Genomic DNA, 20,717 nt, shown 5'->3' with positions numbered 1-20,717 from the left:
ACACCAATAATCGCAAATGAGGACTGAATTATACCGTAAATTCTTTTATTTACTATTAATAACAGCCGGCATATCCGTAATTTTTTATGCCTGTAAAACAGTAAAGCCGCAAACGGCAGCAGTTAAAACACCACGGGTACTGGTATTCAGCAAAACAAAAGGCTGGTACCATGGCTCGATACCAAGTGGTATAGCTGCACTGCAAAAGCTTGGTAGGGAAAATAACTTTATAGTAGATACTACCAAGAATGCCGCTTATTTCAACGATGACAGCCTGAAAAATTACAGCGCTGTAATTTTCATGAGTACTACCATGAATGTGCTTAATAGCAAGCAACAGGTAGCTTTTGAACGTTATATAGAAGCAGGCGGCGGCTACGTGGGTGTACATGCCGCGGCAGATACAGAATACGACTGGCCATGGTATAACAAACTGGTGGGCGCATATTTTAGCAGCCACCCAAATTATCCTAATGTGCGTAAGGCTACAATAGACGTTATCGATACAACGCATATCTCAACTAAAGGCTTACCAAAAAGGTGGGAACGTACCGACGAATGGTACAATTACCGTAACATACAGCCCGACCTGAAGGTATTGGCTACACTTGATGAAGATACTTATGAAGGCGGTACTAACGGCAACGTACATCCGATAGCCTGGTATCATGAGTATGATGGCGGTCGTGCATTTTACACTGGTGGTGGCCATACCGACGAAAGCTTTAGCGAGCCATTATTTTTACAGCATTTACTGGGCGGTATACGCTATGCAATTGGTTCAAATGTCGGCCTTGATTATTCAAAGTCGTATGCGGTTGAAAAACCGGAAGATAACCGCTTTACTAAAACCGTACTGTCAAATGACCTTAACGAACCGATGGAACTTTCTGTAGCGCCTGACGGCCGTGTGTTTTTTATTGAACGGGCAGGAAATTTCTATGTGTACGATCCATCAACCCAAAAAACTACTTTGGTGTACAAATTTCCGGTTAAGGCGGTTGATAAATACTTGAACGGTTTATTGGGAATGAGCATTGACCCTGATTTTGCTACAAATAACTTTCTTTACTTTTTTAATACTGCCGAAGCCGGCGGTAAATACAAGCAGCATATATCGCGGTTTGTTATAAGCAAAGACAATCAGCTCGACCTGAAATCAGAAAAAGTTATCATCGAAATACCTATTGACCTGGAGGTTAGTGCCCATACCGGCGGCTCAATATCATGGGACAAGTATAAAAACATGTATATCTCTACGGGTGATAATACTGTTCCTTTTGAGTCGGAAGGTTATGCCCCGATAGACAGGCGTCCTGACAGATTGACCTTTGATGCTGAGCGCTCAGCAGGTAATACTAATGATCTTCGCGGCAAAATACTTCGTATACATCCTGAAGCCAATGGTACTTACACTATTCCGGACGGGAACCTTTTTGCTAAAGGCACTGCGAACACACGCCCCGAAATTTACGTAATGGGCTGCCGTAACCCTTACCGCATGTCGGTTGATACGGCTACTTCTTACGTGTACTGGGGTGAGGTTGGTCCTGACGCGGGTACGGATGGAGCCCAGGGCCCGAGTGGGTACGATGAATTTAATCAGGCTAAAAAGCCGGGGAACTATGGCTGGCCATACTTTGTAGGCGATAGCAAACCTTATAAAGAATTCGACTTTGCAACAAGAACGATAGGCAACAATTTTGATCCTGCAGGCCCGGCAAATTTATCGCCATACAGTACAGGGTTGAAAAAGCTTCCGCCTGTGCAAAAGCCAATGGTTTGGTATCCTTATGCCATGTCGGCAGAGTTTCCATTTCTTGGACAGGGGGGCAGGTGCGCAATGGGTGGCCCGGTTTATCATTATAACGCTAACCTGCCATCGGCATCAAAACTGCCTGCTTATTATGACAAGGCGCTTTTTGTGTACGATTGGATGCGTAACTGGGTATATGCCCTGCGCCTGGATGAAAACTACAACTACAAACGCATGGAACCGTTTATGGAAACAAACGGCGATTTCAGAAGGCCGGTTGATATTGAGATCGGTCCGGATGGGGTAATGTACATGCTGGAATATGGTACTGTGTACGGTATTGATAATGTTGATGCCCGTTTAGTACGGATTGATTACAACGGTGGCAACCGCGCGCCAATAGCCAGGATAAATGCCCAGGACACTATCGGTATAGCGCCATATAAATCAGCGTTTTATCAAAATAGTTTCGATTATGACGACGAGGACAAACTAACTTATGAGTGGCGTATCAATAACGAGGTGTCATCTGCGGAGCAAAACTTTACCCATACTTTTGATAAGAATGGTGTTTATCACGTTACCCTGAAAGTTACCGATGAGGCAGGTAAAAGCAGTATTGATTCGGTACGGGTAGTGGTAGGAAACACCCGTCCGCAAATAGCCATCACTACAACCGAAAATGGTACCTTCTTTTCACCCAAAGCACGAAAGCTAAATTACAAGGTAGATGTAAAGGATGCGGAGGATAAAGCTGTTGACAAAAAGCAGCTTGCCATTATGCTTAATTACATCGCCAAGGTTGAAAGTAACAAAGCGCTTATAGGCCACCAAAACATTACGCCTACCTATAATTATGGTAAAGAGCTAATTGCTAACAGCGATTGCAAGGCCTGTCACCAAATTAATGCCATGTCGGTAGGGCCGGCTTTTATGGCGGTATCTAAAAAATACGCAGGTAAAAAAGAGGAGATTAATCGCCTGGCCGATAAGATCATTAAAGGTGGCGGTGGTGTATGGGGCGAACATGCCATGAGCGCGCACCCGCAGTTAACCAAGCAAAACGCTACCGAAATGGTGAATTACATTTTGTCGTTGAGTACCAAACGTAATGATGTGATATTACCGCAGCAAGGTGTAGCTACGCTGGATAAACATGCCGGCAACCCTGATGAAGGCAGGTATATCATATCGGCTACCTATACTGATAAGGGAGGTGTTAACGCACCTGCGCTTACCGGAACAAGCAGTTTAATATTGCGCCCGGTAAAAGTGCATGCCGAAGATGCCGACGTTTACAGCAGTGTAAATATGCAGGATGGTGTTGTAGGATTAACCGGCAACAGGTCGTACTTTGTGCTCAAAAATGTCGATTTAAAAAATATAAGCGAATTAACCTGCCGTTACGCGTCACGAAGCGAAAATGGTACTCTGGAAGTGCATATTGATGCACTAAAAGGTCCGCTGGTAAGCAGCCTGAACTTCACTGCTACAGGCGGCTTTGATAAATTCGCCGAAATAACCGCGCCGGTAAATATCCCGCAAGACCGGCACGACCTGTATTTTGTTTACCCTAAAAAGAACAGCCTCAATAAAAACCTTGTGGTTATTGACTGGGTGAAGTTTGGCTTGCAATAATTGAATTAAGTACTAAAAGCCGGAACGGATGTACTTCTGTTCCGGCTTTGTTTTTTATAAGGTTTACCATTTAACCACTACCTTACCTACAGTGCGGCCGCTTTCTATCTGCTGGTGAGCCTTAGCTATCTCACTAAAGTTAAATACTTGTGATACATGTGCTTTCAATACACCGCTTTCAAGTAGTTTGGCTATTTTATTCATGTCTTCACCGTTTGAACTTACCAGAAAGAAATAACCGTTTATACCTAAAGCTTTTGCTTTTTCGGTTACGGTTTCATTTAATCCGGAAGGGATACTGATCAATGTGCCGCCTTTTTTTATTAAAGGTAACGAGCGGTCGATATTATCACCACCTACAGCATCCAGGCAAAAATCTACATCGTGTACCTTTTCTTCCAGTTCATTGCCGTGGTAATCTGCATGCTCATCAGCGCCCAGGCTAAGCACAAAATTTTTGTTTTTAGGCGAGGATGTGCCAATAACATAAGCGCCCACATTTTTGGCTAACTGAACGGCGAAATGACCAACGCCACCGGCAGCGGCGTGTATCAGTACTTTATCGCCCGGCTTAACCTTAGCCTTTTGGTATATCGCCTGGTAAGCAGTTAACGCGGCTAATGTTGCTGCAGCAGCTTCTTCAAAACTGATATTGGCCGGCTTGAGCGCAAACTGATCGGCAGGAGCCGCTACATACTCTGCATATGCTTTACCATGGCCTGGAAAGTTTACCATGCCAAATACCTCATCGCCTTCTTTAAAATTGCTTACACCGGTACCAACTTTAGTAACAACGCCGGCAATATCCCAACCTATTATTAATGGTTGGATATCTTTTAAACGACCATAAACGCCTTTACCCGCTCGTGTTTTTACATCAACAGGGTTTATGCTAACTGCCTTAATCTGCACTAAAATCTCGCTTTCAGAAATTTCGGGTATTGGCAGTTCTTCAATCATTAAATTACCCGTATCGCCGGGTGTATGTAATTCAATAGCTTTCATTGTGAATTTTTTTTTGTCAAAAATATACTTATAAATAGATGTAAGTGTTGTAAATGTTTGCCATAATGCGGTATTTTAGTGCTATGACAAGAGAGCACTTGTACGAGCCATATTCGGTAAGCTTTGAAACGCTCGATACTTTTCCAAAACGGGAGCATCGGCATACATTTTTTGAACTGGTTCACATCATTGAAGGTACGGGCAGGCAATGCATCAATAAACATACGTTTGATTACATCGCGGGCCACATGTTTTTGCTAACGCCGCAGGACTGCCATATGTTTGAAATTGAAACAACTACGCGATTCTTTTTTCTGAGGTTTAATAACATCTATATCCGGTCGGAGAACCTGCAAACCGAATCTATACGTCACCTTGAATATATCTTACAAAATGCCAGTCACGAACCGGGCTGCATTTTAAGAAATCAAACAGATAAAACATTGGTTAAACCGGTTGTTGACGCTTTGCTGCGTGAAACATCCGGCCGTGATTTGTTCGATAAAGAGATTACCCGTCAACTAGTTAATACACTTATTGTAGTAGTAGCCCGTAACATCGCCAAATACCTGCCACAACATATTGATATGGCAAGCGATAAAAAGATAGTTAATATACTAAACTATCTGCAGCAGCATATCTATCAGCCTGAAATGCTCCGTGCGGAAAATGTGAGCAAGCATTTCGGCTTATCCGAACATTATTTGGGTAAGTTTTTCAAAAAACATGTCGGACAAACGCTGCAATCATACATTAACACCTGCCGGATATCGTTAATTGAACATCGCCTTAAGCATAGCGACAAGCGTATGAACGAGATTGTCAGCGAATTGGGCTTTACCGACGAAAGCCATCTTAATAAATTTTTTCGCAGCCATAAAGGCATTAGTCCGAAGGCATATCGAGATAGTTTTAAAAACGCAGCATAATTTAAATCAGCACTTGTCTGTTTTAAATGTATTACATAATCTTGTGAAAATTTAATTAACTGTAAATGAGACGGATTTTGGCCGGATGCAAATTTTTACAAAAAAGTATGTGTGTGCCGGCGGGATACAGGCTCTTTGTGGTTAACCATTATTAGTACCGTATTTATTTTATTGTGCTGAAACTTTCGTACCGATGCAGTATTACGCGTTTATCGCCGCCCTGAAACGGCTAAAGCGTTATGCATTTCTATGTTTTTTTTAAACGACCTTACATTAACTATGAAACTTTTTACCACCTGCTTACTGTCAACTTTATTATGCGTCGGTGCTTACGCACAAACTGACGTTAACACTAACCCGGTTGACCTTGTTAATCCGCTAATGGGTACCGATTCGGAACCTGCGCTTTCAAATGGTAATACTTACCCGGCGGTGGCTGTGCCATGGGGAATGAATTTCTGGACAGCACAAACCGGAGCTATGGGCGACGGTTGGGCTTATACTTATAATGGTAAAAAAATAAGGGGCTTTAAGCAAACACACCAGCCATCACCATGGATGAATGATTATGGTCAGTTTTCGATAATGCCCATCACCGGCAGCATTAAAGTTGACCAAAACAGCCGTGCAAGCTGGTTTTCGCACAAAGCTGAGGTAGCAAAACCATATTATTACAGCGTTTACCTTGCCGATCATGATGTAACTACCGAGATTACACCTACCGAGCGCGGCGCCCAGTTCAGGTTTACCTATCCGGAAACAGACAGCGCTTATATTGTAGTGGATGCATTCGACAAGGGGTCATATATCAAGGTAATACCTGCAGAAGGTAAAATAATAGGCTATTCAACACGATACTCACGCGGGCCGCTGAAAAACTTCAAGAACTACTTTGTTATTTATGCTGATAAGCAGATTACGCTTTCGCAAACCTACAGCGGTAATCAATTGCAAAACGGACTTGAGTTTACCGGTGACCATGCCCTTGCGGTTATCGGATTCAAAACAAAAAAGGGTGAAAAGGTAAACCTGAAAGTAGCTTCATCATTTATCAGTGTTGAGCAAGCGGAATTGAATCTGAAAAGAGAACTTTCTGCCGACAGTTTCGACGTTACCTGCCAGAAAGCAAAAACAATATGGAACAATACGCTTGGCCGTATAAAGGTTGAAAGCGATGATATTGATCAGCTGCGTACATTTTACTCATGCTACTACCGTATGGTGTTCTTCCCGAACAAGTTGTATGAGTTTGATGCAAATAACAAAATAGTACACTACAGTCCTTACACAGGTGAAACCCTGCCAGGATACATGTTTGCAGGCACCGGTTTTTGGGATACCTTCAGGGCGCTTTATCCGTTCCTTAATCTGGTTTACCCGTCGATAAATAAAGAAATGCAGGAAGGGCTTATCAACGACTATAAAGAAGGCGGCTGGCTGCCCGAATGGTCGAGCCCGGGTTATGCCGATATCATGATCGGTAATAATTCAGCTTCTGTGGTGGCAGATGCCTATATAAAAAGTCTGCGAGGATATGATATTAACAAATTGTACGAAGCGCTGATACATGGCGCTAACAACGAAGGCCCTATGCAGGCGGTAGGCAGGGCCGGGGTAAAATATTACAACAAGCTTGGTTATGTTCCTTACGATGTTGATATAAAAGAAAATGCCGCCCGTACGCTGGAGTACGCATATGATGACTTTGCCATATACCAACTGGCTAAAGCATTGAACCGTCCGAAAAGTGAGATAGAGCTATACCGCAAACGTAGCCAGAACTACCGTAACCTGTTTGATAAAAGCATCGGCTTTATGCGTGGTAAAAATCAGGACGGCAAATTTCAGTCGCCGTTTAATCCATACAAATGGGGCGACGCCTTTACCGAAGGGAACAGCTGGCATTATACCTGGAGCGTTTTTCATGATATCAAAGGCCTGATAAACTTGTATGGCGGCAACAATAACTTTGTTACCAAGCTTGATTCGGTATTTACCCTGCCGCCAATTTTTGATTACAGCTATTATGGCAGCGTAATACATGAAATACGCGAAATGCAGATAGTGAACATGGGCCAATATGCGCACGGTAACCAGCCTATACAGCACATGACCTACCTGTACAACTATGCCGGCCAACCGTGGAAAACACAGTATCATGTACGTGATATCATGACCAAGCTTTACAAAGCAACGCCTGATGGCTACTGCGGTGATGAGGATAACGGGCAAACATCAGCATGGTATGTATTCTCGGCAATGGGCTTTTATCCGGTGTGCCCGGCAACTGATGAGTATGTAATTGGGTCGCCATTATTTAAAAAAGTAACAGTTTCGTTAGAGAACGGAAAAACCATAGTTATCAACGCAGCCAACAATTCGGCAGATAACGTGTATATAAGCAATATCAATTTTAATGGTAAAGCCCATAATGGTAATTGGTTTAACCATTCAGCCTTATTAAAAGGTAGTGTAATAGATTTTAATATGTCGGCGCAGCCAAATACAAAAAGGGGCATACAGCCTCAGGACGCGCCATTTTCATTGTCGAAATAATATAATAGCAGGTATTAAAGGCGCAATATTGTGTGTTTAATTAAATATATATTATATAATTTTACTTGAGCTGATTATGCCATCTACCCAATTATCAGACCAGGAACTGTGGGAAGCCATTGTAAATGACGACCATGCAGCATTCACTATGCTGTTTGACAGGTATTGGTCAAAAGTTTACACAACGGCTTACCACTACCTGAAAGACAGGGAAGCCAGTACTGAGATTGCTCATGATATTTTCCTGAGCATATGGCTCAAGCGTGATCATCTTGAGATTGATTGTTTTGAAGCTTATCTGCGTACGGCTTCAAGATATCATGTATATAAATATATCAAGGCGCATAAAAATACTCCTGTAGAATATGTTGAAGATTGCGCCAGTTACAGCACAAACCGCGCTTACAATACCGGCGAAACAAATATCCGCTACCTTGAGTTGGAAAGCCGTCTTGATGATTACCTGAAAATTTTACCTAAGCGCTGCCGCGATATTTTTATACTTAGCCGCAGGCAGCAATTATCAAACGACCAGATAGCCGGTTTGCTTGGCATTTCAAAAAGAACGGTAGAGAACCAGCTTACACATGCGCTGCATCATATTCGCGCGTCACTCAAAGACATGTCGGCCATTATTGTACTAATAATGGTGCTCATTAAAAGTTAATTCAACAACCGCATTCCTGATAATTTTAAGTAAAAGTAAATTTTTATGTGTGTGCCTTGCTTTTTAAGGCTCTTACTGATATAAACCTCCCGTAAACCCCTTGCATGGATAAAGACAGATACATATCGCTTTATGAAAAATGGCTTGCCGGCGAATGCTCTGAACAGGAGAAAGAGCAATTGCTGCACTACCGCGATAATTTCGGTTATAAAGAATATCCCTGGGAAGAAGGTATGGGCGATCCGCACGAGATAAAGGCACAAATACACTACATGCTGCAAAGAAGCACCCGCAGGAGCGGTTATGGACTTTTGGGTGCCATTATAAAATGGTCGGTTGCTGCATCAATAGTTGTAGGTTTGTTAACGGTACTCTACAAATTTAGTCAGGGCCCGATTCAGGATGAACAAAATAAGATTGTTGTTAAGAAAAACCTTGTTAAGCCGGGCACAAACAAGGCTACCCTAACATTGGCAGATGGAACAGTAATAGCGCTTGACAATAGCGCCCGCGGCTTAATTACCAATCATGACGGAATTAACGTGCAGCAGCGGGTAAAAGGGCAGCTGATATATGAAACAGCTGCCAATACCGATGATAATGCTTCTGTATTGAATACCATATCAACACCATTTGGCGGCCAGTATCAGATCATTTTACAGGACGGTACAAAAGTATGGCTTAATGCCGCATCCTCATTGAAGTTTCCTGCCGTTTTTAACGGTAACGACCGCCAGGTTGAAATAACCGGTGAAGTATATTTTGAAGTTGCCAAAAATCCTGCTAAACCTTTCCGGGTAAAGTTCAACGGAAATACCATTACTGTTTTAGGTACTCACTTTGATGTTATGGCTTATCCTGACGAGGCTGGAAGTAAAGTTACATTGGTTGAAGGCGCCGTAAACCTTGCTAATACCACAGGTACCACGCAGCTTAAACCGGGCATGCAGGCAATGATTCAAAATCATAACAGTACCATTACTACCCATAATGTTGACGTTGAAGAAGCGATAGCCTGGAAAAAGGGTTATTTTCTGTTTAATAATGAAAATATACAAAGCATTATGCGCAAAATTTCAAGGTGGTACAATGTTGATATCAGCTACGAAGGCAATATGCGCGGTAAAGAATTTTCAGGAAGTGTATCAAGGTTTAAAAATGTAAACGAAGTGCTTGATATGCTTGAACTAACAGAAAGCATTCGTTTTAAAATTGAAGGAAGGAGGATAAAAGTTATGCCGTGAATTTACGCTACTAAATTCGGGGTGTAAAGATATCCGGAGGCGTTGCAGCGCCCCCGGAAGAATGTCGGGGCACCCATGGATATCAGCTCATTTTACTAACTACCAATTTGTAAAACCCAAACAATCAAATGTATGCAATTATACCTAAATTTTAAATGGGGGCAGAAACTCTGTATCCCGTTAAAATTCTTACTGGCTATGAAAATTACTTTTGTTATTTTATTAGTAACCTTTATGCAGGTTAGTGCGGCAAGCTTTGCGCAAAAAATAACACTGTCAGAAAAGAACGCGCCTTTTGAAAAGATATTAAATGAAATAAGAAGGCAAAGCGGATACAACTTTTTATACAACACGCCCTTATTGGCCGAAGCTAAACCGGTAACTATTAAGGTTACCGATGTTGAGCTTAATGAAGTTTTAAAGTTGGCCTTTAAAGGCCAGCCGTTAGATTATACCGTAAAAAACAACACCATTGTTATAAAGCATAAAACTGAAGCTCCGGCACCTGTTGTAACAAAACAGGAGCAGGCAGTAACCGTAAAAGGCCGTGTGGTTGATGAGCAAAATTTGCCTTTACCTGGTGTAAGTGTTTTGATAAAAGGCACAAGCAACGGTACCACAACCGATGTTAACGGTAATTTCAGCATTGATGTACCAACCGGCACCGAAACACTTGTTTTCAGGTTTGTGGGTTATACTACCAAAGAAGTTCCAGTAAATAATCAAACAACGCTTAATGTACAACTAACTGCCCAGGCACAGGCGCTTAACGAGGTTGTGGTTGTTGGTTACGGTACACAGTCAAGAGTTACTGTTACAGGTGCGGTTTCTCAAATCAAAAATGACGAGATAGTAACTACTAAAAACGAAAACATACAAAATGCCATAACCGGTAAAATAGCCGGTGTGCGTGTTGTGCAGGGTACATCAGAACCGGGTACTTTTAACAATACCTTTGATATACGTGGCCTTGGTAATCCGTTGGTGGTTATTGATGGTGTGCCGCGTGATAACATTACACGTTTAGATCCTAACGATGTTGAAACCATTTCTGTATTGAAAGACGCGTCGGCAGCTGTGTATGGTGTGCGTGCTGCAAACGGTGTTGTGCTGGTTACCACAAAAAGAGGTAAAAAAGGCACTACAGAGTTTAACTATACAGGTAACGTTACGTGGCAGGTACCTTCAGGATTACCACAAGGACAGGATGCTATCGCTTACATGACATTGCGTAATGAAGCCGCAAAACATAATATCGACCCGCGCGATATTCCGTTTTCTGATGCATCTTTTGAACCGTACCTTAATGGTACAAGAACCAGTACCGATTGGTATTCGCCTGTTATAAAAGATGCTGCCTTACAGCAGCAGCACAACCTAAGTGCACAGGGTGGTAATGATGCGATAAATTACTTTGTAAGCCTTGGTTACACCAGCCAGGATGGTTTTCTTCGTACAGGAGACCTTAACTATAAACGTTATAACCTGCGCTCAAACATCACCAGCAAGGTAACAAAAGACCTTACGCTTGATTTCAATATCAACGGGATTCTGGATGTAAAAAATCAGCCGTATAACGATGCCTGGTGGATAATCAGGTCATTCTGGAGGCAAAATCCACTTGATAACATTTATGCTAATAACAATCCTGACTACCTGTTTAATCCATCGGTTGACGGTACTAACCCTATAGCCTTAGCAAGCGCTGATGTTACCGGTTATAAAAAGTTTACCAACAGGTGGTTCCAGTCGTCTATCGGTTTAACATACAATATGCCTTTCATCCCTGGCTTAAAGGCTAAAGGCTTATTCAGTTATGATTATAACACTGCTGAAGGTGATGTATATCGTAAAGCATATACGCAGTACACTTACAATTCAGCTACTGACTTTTATGAACCGCATTCGCAAGGTTCGCCAAGCCAGGTTTACCGTGATTACTATTCAAGGCCGATGATGTTAACGCAATTATCGTTAAACTACGACCGCGTTTTTGCAAAAGACCACAGTATAACAGCATTATTGTTACTGGAAAGCACAAACCGCCAAAGCAATAACTTCAACGCACAACGTGATCTTTCATTACCGGTACCATATCTTTTTGCCGGTAATAGCGAGGGGCAGATAGGTTCAATGGCGTCGCTTATTAGGGATTTATACAATTTTAATACAAACGGTTTAGTAGGTAGGGTAAACTATGCTTATAAAGGCAAGTATTTGGCCGAGTTTAGTTTCAGAAATGATGGTTCATCAATTAACTCACCTTTATCTCAATACGGTTTTTTCCCAGGAGGGTCAATAGGCTGGCGATTATCCGAAGAAGGCTTCTTCAAAAATAATCAGGCACTTTCTTTTATCGAAAATCTGAAATTGCGTGCATCGTATGGTTTATTAGGTGACGATACTGGCCAGGCATATCAGTGGATAACCGGGTTTACCTACCCCGCTGCAGGTGAATACAACCGCAGGCCGGGCGGTTATGTTTTTGATGGTAATTATGTAAACGCTATTGAAAATGCAGGTTTAAGTAACATGTATTACACTTGGTGGAAATCAAAAATGTTTAACGTAGGTATTGACTTTGAAGCATGGCGCGGCCTGTTTGGCTTTACTCTTGATTATTTCAGGCGTGAGCGTACAGGTATGGATGCAACACGTGCGTTAAGTTTACCAGATGTTGTAGGTGTTGCATTACCTATTGAAAACCTGAACAGCGATTTAGCTCGTGGTTTTGATCTTGAAATAAACCACCGTAATAAAATTGGTGCATTCAACTATTTTGTGAAGGGCATCCTGTCATATACCCGCATTAAAAATCTTTATAGAGAGCGTGCAAAAGAAGGTAACTCATACTTAAACTGGCGTAACAATGACAATCAAAGATACAGCAACATATTTTGGGGTTATGGTTCGGCAGGGCAATACCAAAACTATGGTTCAATAGCCAATAGCCCGGTAGCCATCGGCCCGAACACTGTAGTAGGTGATTATGCTTACCAGGATTGGAACGGCGACGGTATCATCAGCGATCTGGATTACCATCCGATTGGTTACACCGGCGCGCCGCTTATGAACTTCGGTTTAACGCTGGGCGGTTCATATAAAGGGTTCGACTTTAATGTATTGTTACAAGGCGCTACAATGGCCAATGTATCATACATTGAGCAATTACGTGAAGCGCAATGGGGTGGCGGCAGCGGCTTGTCGCAATTTACTGACAGGTGGCACCCGGCCGATCCGAACGCATATCCTTATGACCCAAACACCGTGTGGATACCAGGGCATTTTGCCTACACCGGTTCTACACCTGATGTTAACTCTGAATTTAACCTGCAGGACGCTACTTACCTAAGGCTTAAGAGCGCTGAGATAGGTTATACATTTCCAACAAAGTGGATGTCAACTATCGGTATTAAAGGCGCCCGTTTATATGTTAACGGCTATAACCTGCTTACTTTATCCGACATAAAGTATGTGGATCCTGAGCACCCTTCAGATACCTATGGTTATATATACCCGCTTAACAAAACATACTCAATTGGTTTGAATGTTAAATTTTAATCCGAAGGAATCATGAAACTAAAAAAATATATACTGTTTGCGGTGTTAACTATTTGTTTTACGGCTTGCCGGAAACTTGACCTGCCGCCGCCAAACGTAGTGCAAGACCCAGACGTTTTTACAACCGAACCGGGTATACGTGCTTACATGGCACGTGTTTATAGTGGTTTACCTGTTGAAGATTTCAGGTATTCGCCGCGCGGAATGAACGATTTCTGGCTGGTTAACCCTATGCCTGCAAATACAGGCGAAGCGTTAAGCCGTGACCTGAACGGTGCTACCTCTGAGAACTTTGAATATTTCCAGATGGCATATCCTCAAATTCGTGATATCAATTACTTTATACAAACGCTACCGCAGTATGCAAATAACTATACCGAAGACCAGGTTAAGAACTGGCTTGGTGAGGCGCATTTTTTACGCGCCTTTACTTACTACGCGCTGGTAAAACGCTATGGAGGCGTTCCACTTGTTGATAGAGTGCTTAACTATCCTGATGAAACAATTGAAGATCTTCAGTTACCACGTGAATCAGAAGAAGCTATCTGGGATTTCATTGCAACTGACCTTGACTTCGCTATTGAAAATATGGGTGAAGAAAACCAGGTTGGCCGTGCTAACAAGTGGGTAGCAGCCGCCTTAAAATCACGCGCTATGTTGCATGCCGGTTCAATAGCTAAATACAACCAGGTAAGTTTGTTTGATGGTCAGAAACGCGTATGCGGTGTGCCTGCAGCAAAGGCAAATACCTATTTTAAAGCTGCATATGATGCTGCAAAAATGCTTGATGGCAAATATTCATTGTATAAAGAAAGCTGGTCGGCTACTGATAAAGAAGCGCAGTATCAAAACTTTGTCGACCTGTTTTTTGATGAGGATAGCCCGGAAAACATTTTTGTGCGTCAATATCACTACCCTGAGTCGGCGCATGGTTATGACGCTTATAACGTTCCGCGCCAGTTAATGGGTGCTAACGGTTACTCGGCCGAGGTAAATCCTACGCTTAACTTTGTAGAACTGTTTGACGGCTTCCCTAAAAATGCAAACGGCACTATTAAAACGCTTGACAATAATGGCGACTATGTGTTATATGATAATACTATGGAAATTTTTGCCGATGCCGAGCCAAGGCTTAGGGCATCAGTAGTATTACCGGGCGATATCATGAAAGGCCAAAGCATTGAGATACGCCGTGGCATTTATACCGGTGCTGTTGCCGGTGGTATAAGCAAGCTTGTTCCTGAAAGCTCCACGTCTCCATATCCAACAACTAATATTGTATCGGCATCAAATCTTGCCGAAAACCTGGCAAACCCATACACTCTTCCTAATGGTGATAAAATGACACCTGCAGGTTTAAGCGGTTATTTTACAGCCGACGGTACAGGTGCGGTATCAGGTTTTTCTGTTCGTAAATACATTGACCCGGACAGGGCAACTGCCGATGTGCTTGAAAACCGATCAGACCAAACCTGGATCGAAATCCGTTACGCTGAGGTATTGCTTAATCTGGCAGAAGCCGCTTATGAGCTTGATGCAGCCGGTCAAAATGATAACAACTATCTGCAGGACGCCTTCACAGCTATAAACCAGATACGCGAAAGGGCGGGTGCTACACTGCTGGCTACTGCTGCCGATTTAAACAATGTTGACATTGTGCGTAACGAGCGCCGGAAGGAGCTTGCGTTTGAAAATAAGATATGGTGGGATTTAAAACGCTGGAGAATTCTTGATAAAGAACAAAACGGAACAGTTTACCGTGTACTGATGCCGTTTTATGCTGCTCAGGCTGGGAAATACTTCCTTGATGCAAGGCTTGATCAGCGTAACAGCCGCTATACCTTTGATGTTAGGTGGTATTATCAGCAAATACCTAACTCAGTTATTTCGAGAGATCCTAAAATCATTCAAAATCCGGGTTATTAATTAAGATGATGAATATGAAAAAATTAATATATGCAGGATTAGCTTTGGCTTTATTTGCTGTAACATCCTGCTCAAAAGACTATGACAATTATCCTGAGCCTGAAGAAACCCTAACGGGCAGTGTAGTTGATTCAGAAACCGGTGAAGGGATACAAACCGAAGCCGGTGGTAATGGTACACGCATACGTTTAGATGAATTAAGCTACAGCGATAATCCGACACCGTATTACTTTTACTCGATGCAGGACGGTACTTTTAACAATAACAAAATATTTAAAGGACATTATCGCGTATCGGTAGAGGGGCCGTTTGTGCCACTCCTGCAAACTGATGCTTCAGGAAACGTTACTGTTGATAATCGTAAAGAACTTGACATAAACGGTACAACAAATGTGCAGTTTGAAGTTGAGCCTTTTTTAAATGTTGAGTGGGTGGGCGAACCGGTATACAACGCTGCCGATAGTACTGTTACTGTACAGGCACGTTTTACCCGTGGTACTTCAAATCCCAACTTTCAGCAGAATATTACTGATGTTTATTTATATGTGAATTTCCTGCCTTATGTTGGTAATAACTACCGTGTTGACAGGTTGTCAACTCAGGTTAGTTACTCGGGCGATACTGCGCCTGTTGGTGAAACCATTACACTTACATCAAGTAATAAACTTGACCAACACCGCGATTACTATTTACGTGTAGGCGCAAGAATATCATACGGACAAAACTGGTATAATTATACAACCGTAAAAAAACTTACCATTCCGTAAGCTATAATTGTAAGGATAGCCAGGCCGGCTATCCTTACTTTGATCTTTTCCATCTATATTAAAAATTCCTACCATGAAAAAAGCGATATTACTTTTTCATAGCCTTTTTATTGCCTTAACCGTAGCAGCGCAGGAAAAAACGGCCTTTCAAACCAGCAGCAAATGGATACCTGAAATCGACGTACGATCGGACATCGCTATTGTTTATGGCGCCGACGACCGTGGCGGGCTGACGTTTGAAGAGCGTGTCAAAACCTGGCGCGACAAGGGATACAAAACCCATTTTATGACGGGTATTGCCTGGGGTCAGTACCAGGATTACTTTTTAGGTAAATGGGATGGCAAAAACCACCTTGGCGAAGGGCAGGTGCAAATGAACGGCGATACTATCTGGCATGGAAGATATATACCTTATATAGTGCCTGTACCATCGTTTGTTGAGTACATGAAAACTGCTGTTATCAAAAAAGTAATTGATGCAGGAATTACATCCATTTACCTGGAAGAACCTGAATTTTGGGCACGTGCCGGTTACAGTACTGCTTTTAAGGATGAATGGCAAAAGTTTTATGGCTTTCCATGGCGTCCTCAGGATGCTTCACCGGAGAATACTTATCTGTCCAGTAAGCTGAAGTATCAGTTGTATTATAACGCTATAAAGGAAGTTTCTACTTATGGTAAGGAATACGGTAAAAGCAAAGGGTTGGATGTGAAATTTTACATACCTACACACTCGCTGGTTAACTATTCATCATGGAAAATAGTAAGTCCTGAAGCCAGCCTGGCGTCGTTGCCAAGTATTGATGGGTACATAGCGCAGGTGTGGACTGGCACTTCGCGCGAACCGGTGTATTATAACGGTAAACCGGCAGAACGTGTATTTGAGAACGCTTTTCTGGAGTACGGATCAATGGTATCAATGACAGCGCCTACCAACCGTAAAGTATTCTTTTTGACTGACCCGATTGAGGACTGGCCTCGCGATTGGGGCGATTATAAACAGAACTACGAGGCAACGTTTACAGCCAAGCTGCTGTACCCAATGGTTGCTGATTACGAGGTAATGCCGTGGCCCGAGCGTATCTACACCCGTCCGTACAAATTGGCTAACAGCGACAGCGCGGTGCTTATTCCGAAGTATTACTCAACCCAAATGCAGGTGATGGTAAACGCGCTTAACAGCATGCCGGTATCCGCCAACCGTGTTTCGGGGGTAAATGGTATAGGTGTGCTGATGGGTAATTCGCTGATGTTTCAACGTTTTCCAACTCATTACGGTTATGATGATCCGCAGTTCTCAAATTTCTACGGGCAAACTATGCCGTTGTTGAAACGCGGCGTACCGGTACAAACCGTGCACATGGAAAATTTGGCCTATCCTAATACTTTAAAGGATATAAAGGTGCTGGTAATGAGTTATTCAAACATGAAGCCGATGTCGCCCGAGGCGCATGAGCACCTGGCTAAATGGGTAAAAAACGGCGGTGTGCTTGTATATTGCGGCCGCGATGATGACCCGTATCAAAGCGTTATGGAATGGTGGAACACAAAAGGCAATAATTTCAAAGCGCCGTCTGAACACCTGTTTAAACTTCTTGGTATCAAGCCTGATTCTGCGCATACTAAATTCAGTGTAGGCAAAGGTACTGTGCACATCATCAAAAGGAACCCTAAAGAATTTGTGATGGATTCGCAGTACACTCCTGCGTACATTGGTATTATCAAACAAGCATACGAGAATGATGCAAAAGCGGGCGAACTGCAGTTTAAAAACAGCCTGACAGTTGAGCGCGGCCCTTATGATATTATATCGGTTATGGATGAAAGCGTTAGCCGCAAGCCATATGTGGTAAAAGGCCCGGTTATCGATCTGTTCGACCCGCAGTTACCGGTACTTGCGCAAAAAACGGTAAATCCCGGCAGGCAGGCATTTCTGTATGCGGTTAATCGCGTTGACAATAAGAAAAAGCCGCAGGTGCTGGCATCGGCATCACGCATTTATGATGAAAAAGCAACAGGAAATAGTTATCAATTTACTGCAAAAAGCCCGTTGAAAACCATTAACAGCGCACGTGTACTTCTTCCGGCGAAGCCGAAGAACATTTCTGTTACAACCGCAAACGGACAAAAAATAACCGATGTAAAAACATCATGGGATGTTTCTTCATCAACAGCATACTTGAGTTTTGACAATAGCCCTGACGGCATTTTAGTGAACATAATGTGGTAATAAAACAAATTTTGACCCTACATCTACCTATGAAAATTAAAATTGTAATTACCACTTTTTTGCTTTGCACGCGGGCTATTGTTTTTGCTCAGTCGCCTGATTTGGTGAAATATGTAAACACCCTGCAAGGCACAAACTCTAAGTTTGAGCTTACACGGGGCAATACATACCCAACAACTGCGCTTCCTTTTGGCATGCATACCTGGACGCCGCAAACCGGAAAGAACGGCGATGGCTGGAAGTATCAGTATGAAAAAGATTCAATACGCGGTTTTCAGCAGGCGCATCAATGCAGCTCATGGTCAAACGATTATTGCGTGTTCTCTTTAATGCCGGTAAGCGGCAATTTAGTTGTGAACGAGGATGAGCGTGCTGCCAAATTCAGTCATGCCAACGAGGTGGCTAAACCAAACTATTACAGTGTGAAGCTTAACAACGGCATATCAACCGAAATTTCACCAACCGAGCGCGGCGCACATTTACGCTTTACTTTCCCGAAAGGAAAAAACAGCTACCTGGTACTTGACGGATACACCGGCGTTGCTCAGGTAACCATTATACCTGCCGAACGAAAAATAACCGGGTATGTTCACAATGGCCGGGGCCTTACCGACAGCCTGAAAAGCTATTTTGAGATAGTGTTTGATAAACCATTTATCTCATGGGGGACGTGGAAAAACAGCGGCAACAAGGTAATGGTGTCAACACAAAACATAATGGGCCGCAAAGTTGGTGCGTATATCCAGTTCAAAGCAGGCGAGAAGGTGCAAGCCCGGGTGGCATCATCTTATATTAGTCCGGAACAAGCATCATTAACATTGAAAAAAGAGCTTGGTAGTTTCAAAAATCTTGAAGACACCAAAGCCGCTGCCGCAAAAGTTTGGAATACACATTTAGGCCGCATTTTAGTTGAAGGTGGTACCGAACAGAACAAAGCCACTTTTTATTCGTGCTTTTTCAGGGCGAGCCTGTTCTCGCGCCAGTTTTTTGAGTATGATGCCAATGGCCAGCCTTATTATTATAGTCCGTACGATGGGCAGGTGCATAAAGGATACATGTATACCGATACCGGCTTTTGGGATACTTTCAGGGCGCAGTTTCCGCTTAATGTGCTGATGTACCCAAAAATGCATGGACAGTATATGCAGGCCATGCTTGATGCGCAGCAGCAATGCGGCTGGCTGCCGTCATGGTCTTTCCCGGGGGAAGGTGGCAGCATGATAGGCAATCATGCCATATCATTGCTCACCGATGCCTGGGTGAAAGGTGTACGCACTTTTGACCCTGAACAGGCACTTAAGGCATACTTGCACGAGGCTACGGATAAAGGCCCGTGGGGACCGGCTAATGGCCGCCATGGCTGGAAAGAATATTATCAACTCGGTTATGTGCCATATCCGCAATACCCTGAAGCTACGGCTAAAACGCTGGAGTATGCGTATGATGATTTTTGCGGTTACCAGTTGGCAAAGCTTACCGGAAATACTTTTTACCAAAAGATATTTGAGCGGCAAATGTATAATTACCGTAACGTGTTCGACCCATCATCACGTTTTATGCGTGGTAGGGATAAAAGCGGGCAGTGGTCGCCAAATTTCGACCCTATTGAGTGGGGCGGGCCATTTACTGAAGGTAACGCCTGGCACTGGCAGTGGTCGGTTTTCCAGGATATAAACGGATTAATAGGACTGATGGGTGGTGAAAAAGCATTTGTAACAAGACTTGATTCCGTATTCAGCTCGCCAAATACTTACAAGGTTGGCACCTACGGCCGCCCGATACACGAAATGACCGAAATGGTAATGATCAATATGGGGCAATATGCCCATGGTAATCAGCCTATACAGCATATGCCATACCTTTATAATTATGCAGGGCAGCCATGGAAAAGCCAGTACCACGTGCGTGAGGTAATGAGCAAATTATATAATGCCACCGAGAATGGTTACCCGGGCGATGAAGACCAGGGGCAAACATCATCTTGGTATGTGCTGAGCGCGCTTGGTATATACAGCGTATGCCCTGGTACCGATCAGTATGTTATTGGCAGCCCGATGTTTACTAAAGCCACCATCTCGCTTGAAAATGGTAAAAAGTTTATCATTGAAGCAAAAAATAACCGCCGGGAAAATGTGTATATCCAATCAGGAAAACTGAACGGAAGCACTTACCAACACAATTATATTACCTATGCCGATATTATGAATGGCGGTACTTTAAGCTATGAGATGGGAAGTAAACCAAATGAAAACAGAGGCATAACGCAGGAAGACAGGCCTTTCTCACTTTCAAAGCCATAAGATATCTTTTCTCAACCTATATTAACATCTTCACACAAAACAGGGGCTTTATGCCCCTGTTTTGGTTTAATGAAAATGCAGGACCACTTACTCTAATTAAATTAAAAATTTAATTTTTTTCTATTAGCTAAAACCTGT

The 20,717-nt window shown here is 42.9% G+C and carries 11 protein-coding genes; 10 read left to right on the top strand and 1 reads right to left on the bottom strand.

Features of this window, described 5'->3' with window-relative positions:
• Positions 1-16: 16 nt before the first annotated feature.
• Positions 17-3,394: a ThuA domain-containing protein gene (locus tag EOD41_RS12630; protein ID WP_127705434.1), complete on the top strand. Its 3,378-nt coding sequence runs from the start codon at positions 17-19 to the stop codon at positions 3,392-3,394.
• Between the two features lie 63 nt (positions 3,395-3,457).
• On the opposite strand, the gene EOD41_RS12625 is transcribed toward EOD41_RS12630, so the two are convergent.
• Positions 3,458-4,399: an NADP-dependent oxidoreductase gene (locus tag EOD41_RS12625; protein WP_127705432.1), complete on the bottom strand. Its 942-nt coding sequence runs from the start codon at positions 4,397-4,399 to the stop codon at positions 3,458-3,460.
• Positions 4,400-4,482: 83 nt separating this feature from the next.
• Between EOD41_RS12625 and EOD41_RS12620 the strand changes: the two genes are divergently transcribed.
• From EOD41_RS12620 to EOD41_RS12580, 9 genes are all read left to right on the top strand, one after another.
• The gene (locus tag EOD41_RS12620) at positions 4,483-5,328 is read left to right on the top strand and encodes an AraC family transcriptional regulator (RefSeq protein ID WP_127705430.1); all 846 of its coding nucleotides are present in this window, start codon (positions 4,483-4,485) and stop codon (positions 5,326-5,328) included.
• Between the two features lie 279 nt (positions 5,329-5,607).
• Positions 5,608-7,884 (top strand): GH92 family glycosyl hydrolase, encoded by a 2,277-nt coding sequence (locus tag EOD41_RS12615; protein ID WP_127705428.1) that lies wholly within the window; start codon positions 5,608-5,610, stop codon positions 7,882-7,884.
• A gap of 76 nt (positions 7,885-7,960) precedes the next feature.
• The gene (locus EOD41_RS12610) at positions 7,961-8,551 is read left to right on the top strand and encodes an RNA polymerase sigma factor (RefSeq protein WP_127705426.1); all 591 of its coding nucleotides are present in this window, start codon (positions 7,961-7,963) and stop codon (positions 8,549-8,551) included.
• Between the two features lie 104 nt (positions 8,552-8,655).
• Complete coding sequence (locus tag EOD41_RS12605) at positions 8,656-9,795, top strand: FecR family protein (protein WP_127705424.1); 1,140 nt, start codon at positions 8,656-8,658, stop codon at positions 9,793-9,795.
• Between the two features lie 198 nt (positions 9,796-9,993).
• Positions 9,994-13,356, top strand: coding sequence for a TonB-dependent receptor (locus tag EOD41_RS12600; RefSeq protein ID WP_205780555.1), 3,363 nt, complete (start codon positions 9,994-9,996; stop codon positions 13,354-13,356).
• A gap of 12 nt (positions 13,357-13,368) precedes the next feature.
• Positions 13,369-15,282, top strand: a complete 1,914-nt coding sequence (locus tag EOD41_RS12595; RefSeq protein ID WP_127705420.1) for a RagB/SusD family nutrient uptake outer membrane protein — start codon at positions 13,369-13,371, stop codon at positions 15,280-15,282.
• Between the two features lie 14 nt (positions 15,283-15,296).
• Positions 15,297-16,049, top strand: coding sequence for a DUF3823 domain-containing protein (locus tag EOD41_RS12590; RefSeq protein ID WP_164849934.1), 753 nt, complete (start codon positions 15,297-15,299; stop codon positions 16,047-16,049).
• Between the two features lie 73 nt (positions 16,050-16,122).
• Positions 16,123-18,279, top strand: coding sequence for a hypothetical protein (locus EOD41_RS12585; protein ID WP_127705416.1), 2,157 nt, complete (start codon positions 16,123-16,125; stop codon positions 18,277-18,279).
• Positions 18,273-20,579 carry a GH92 family glycosyl hydrolase gene (locus EOD41_RS12580; RefSeq protein ID WP_262707670.1) on the top strand — a complete coding sequence of 769 codons (2,307 nt, stop codon included), beginning with the start codon at positions 18,273-18,275 and terminating at the stop codon, positions 20,577-20,579. Before EOD41_RS12585 ends, EOD41_RS12580 begins: the two co-directional genes overlap by 7 nt.
• The last annotated feature ends 138 nt before the right edge of the window (positions 20,580-20,717 follow it).

Source organism: Mucilaginibacter limnophilus, assembly GCF_004005815.1.
GTDB classification, from domain to species: domain Bacteria; phylum Bacteroidota; class Bacteroidia; order Sphingobacteriales; family Sphingobacteriaceae; genus Mucilaginibacter; species Mucilaginibacter limnophilus.
This window is presented reverse-complemented; position numbering and strand designations above follow the sequence as displayed.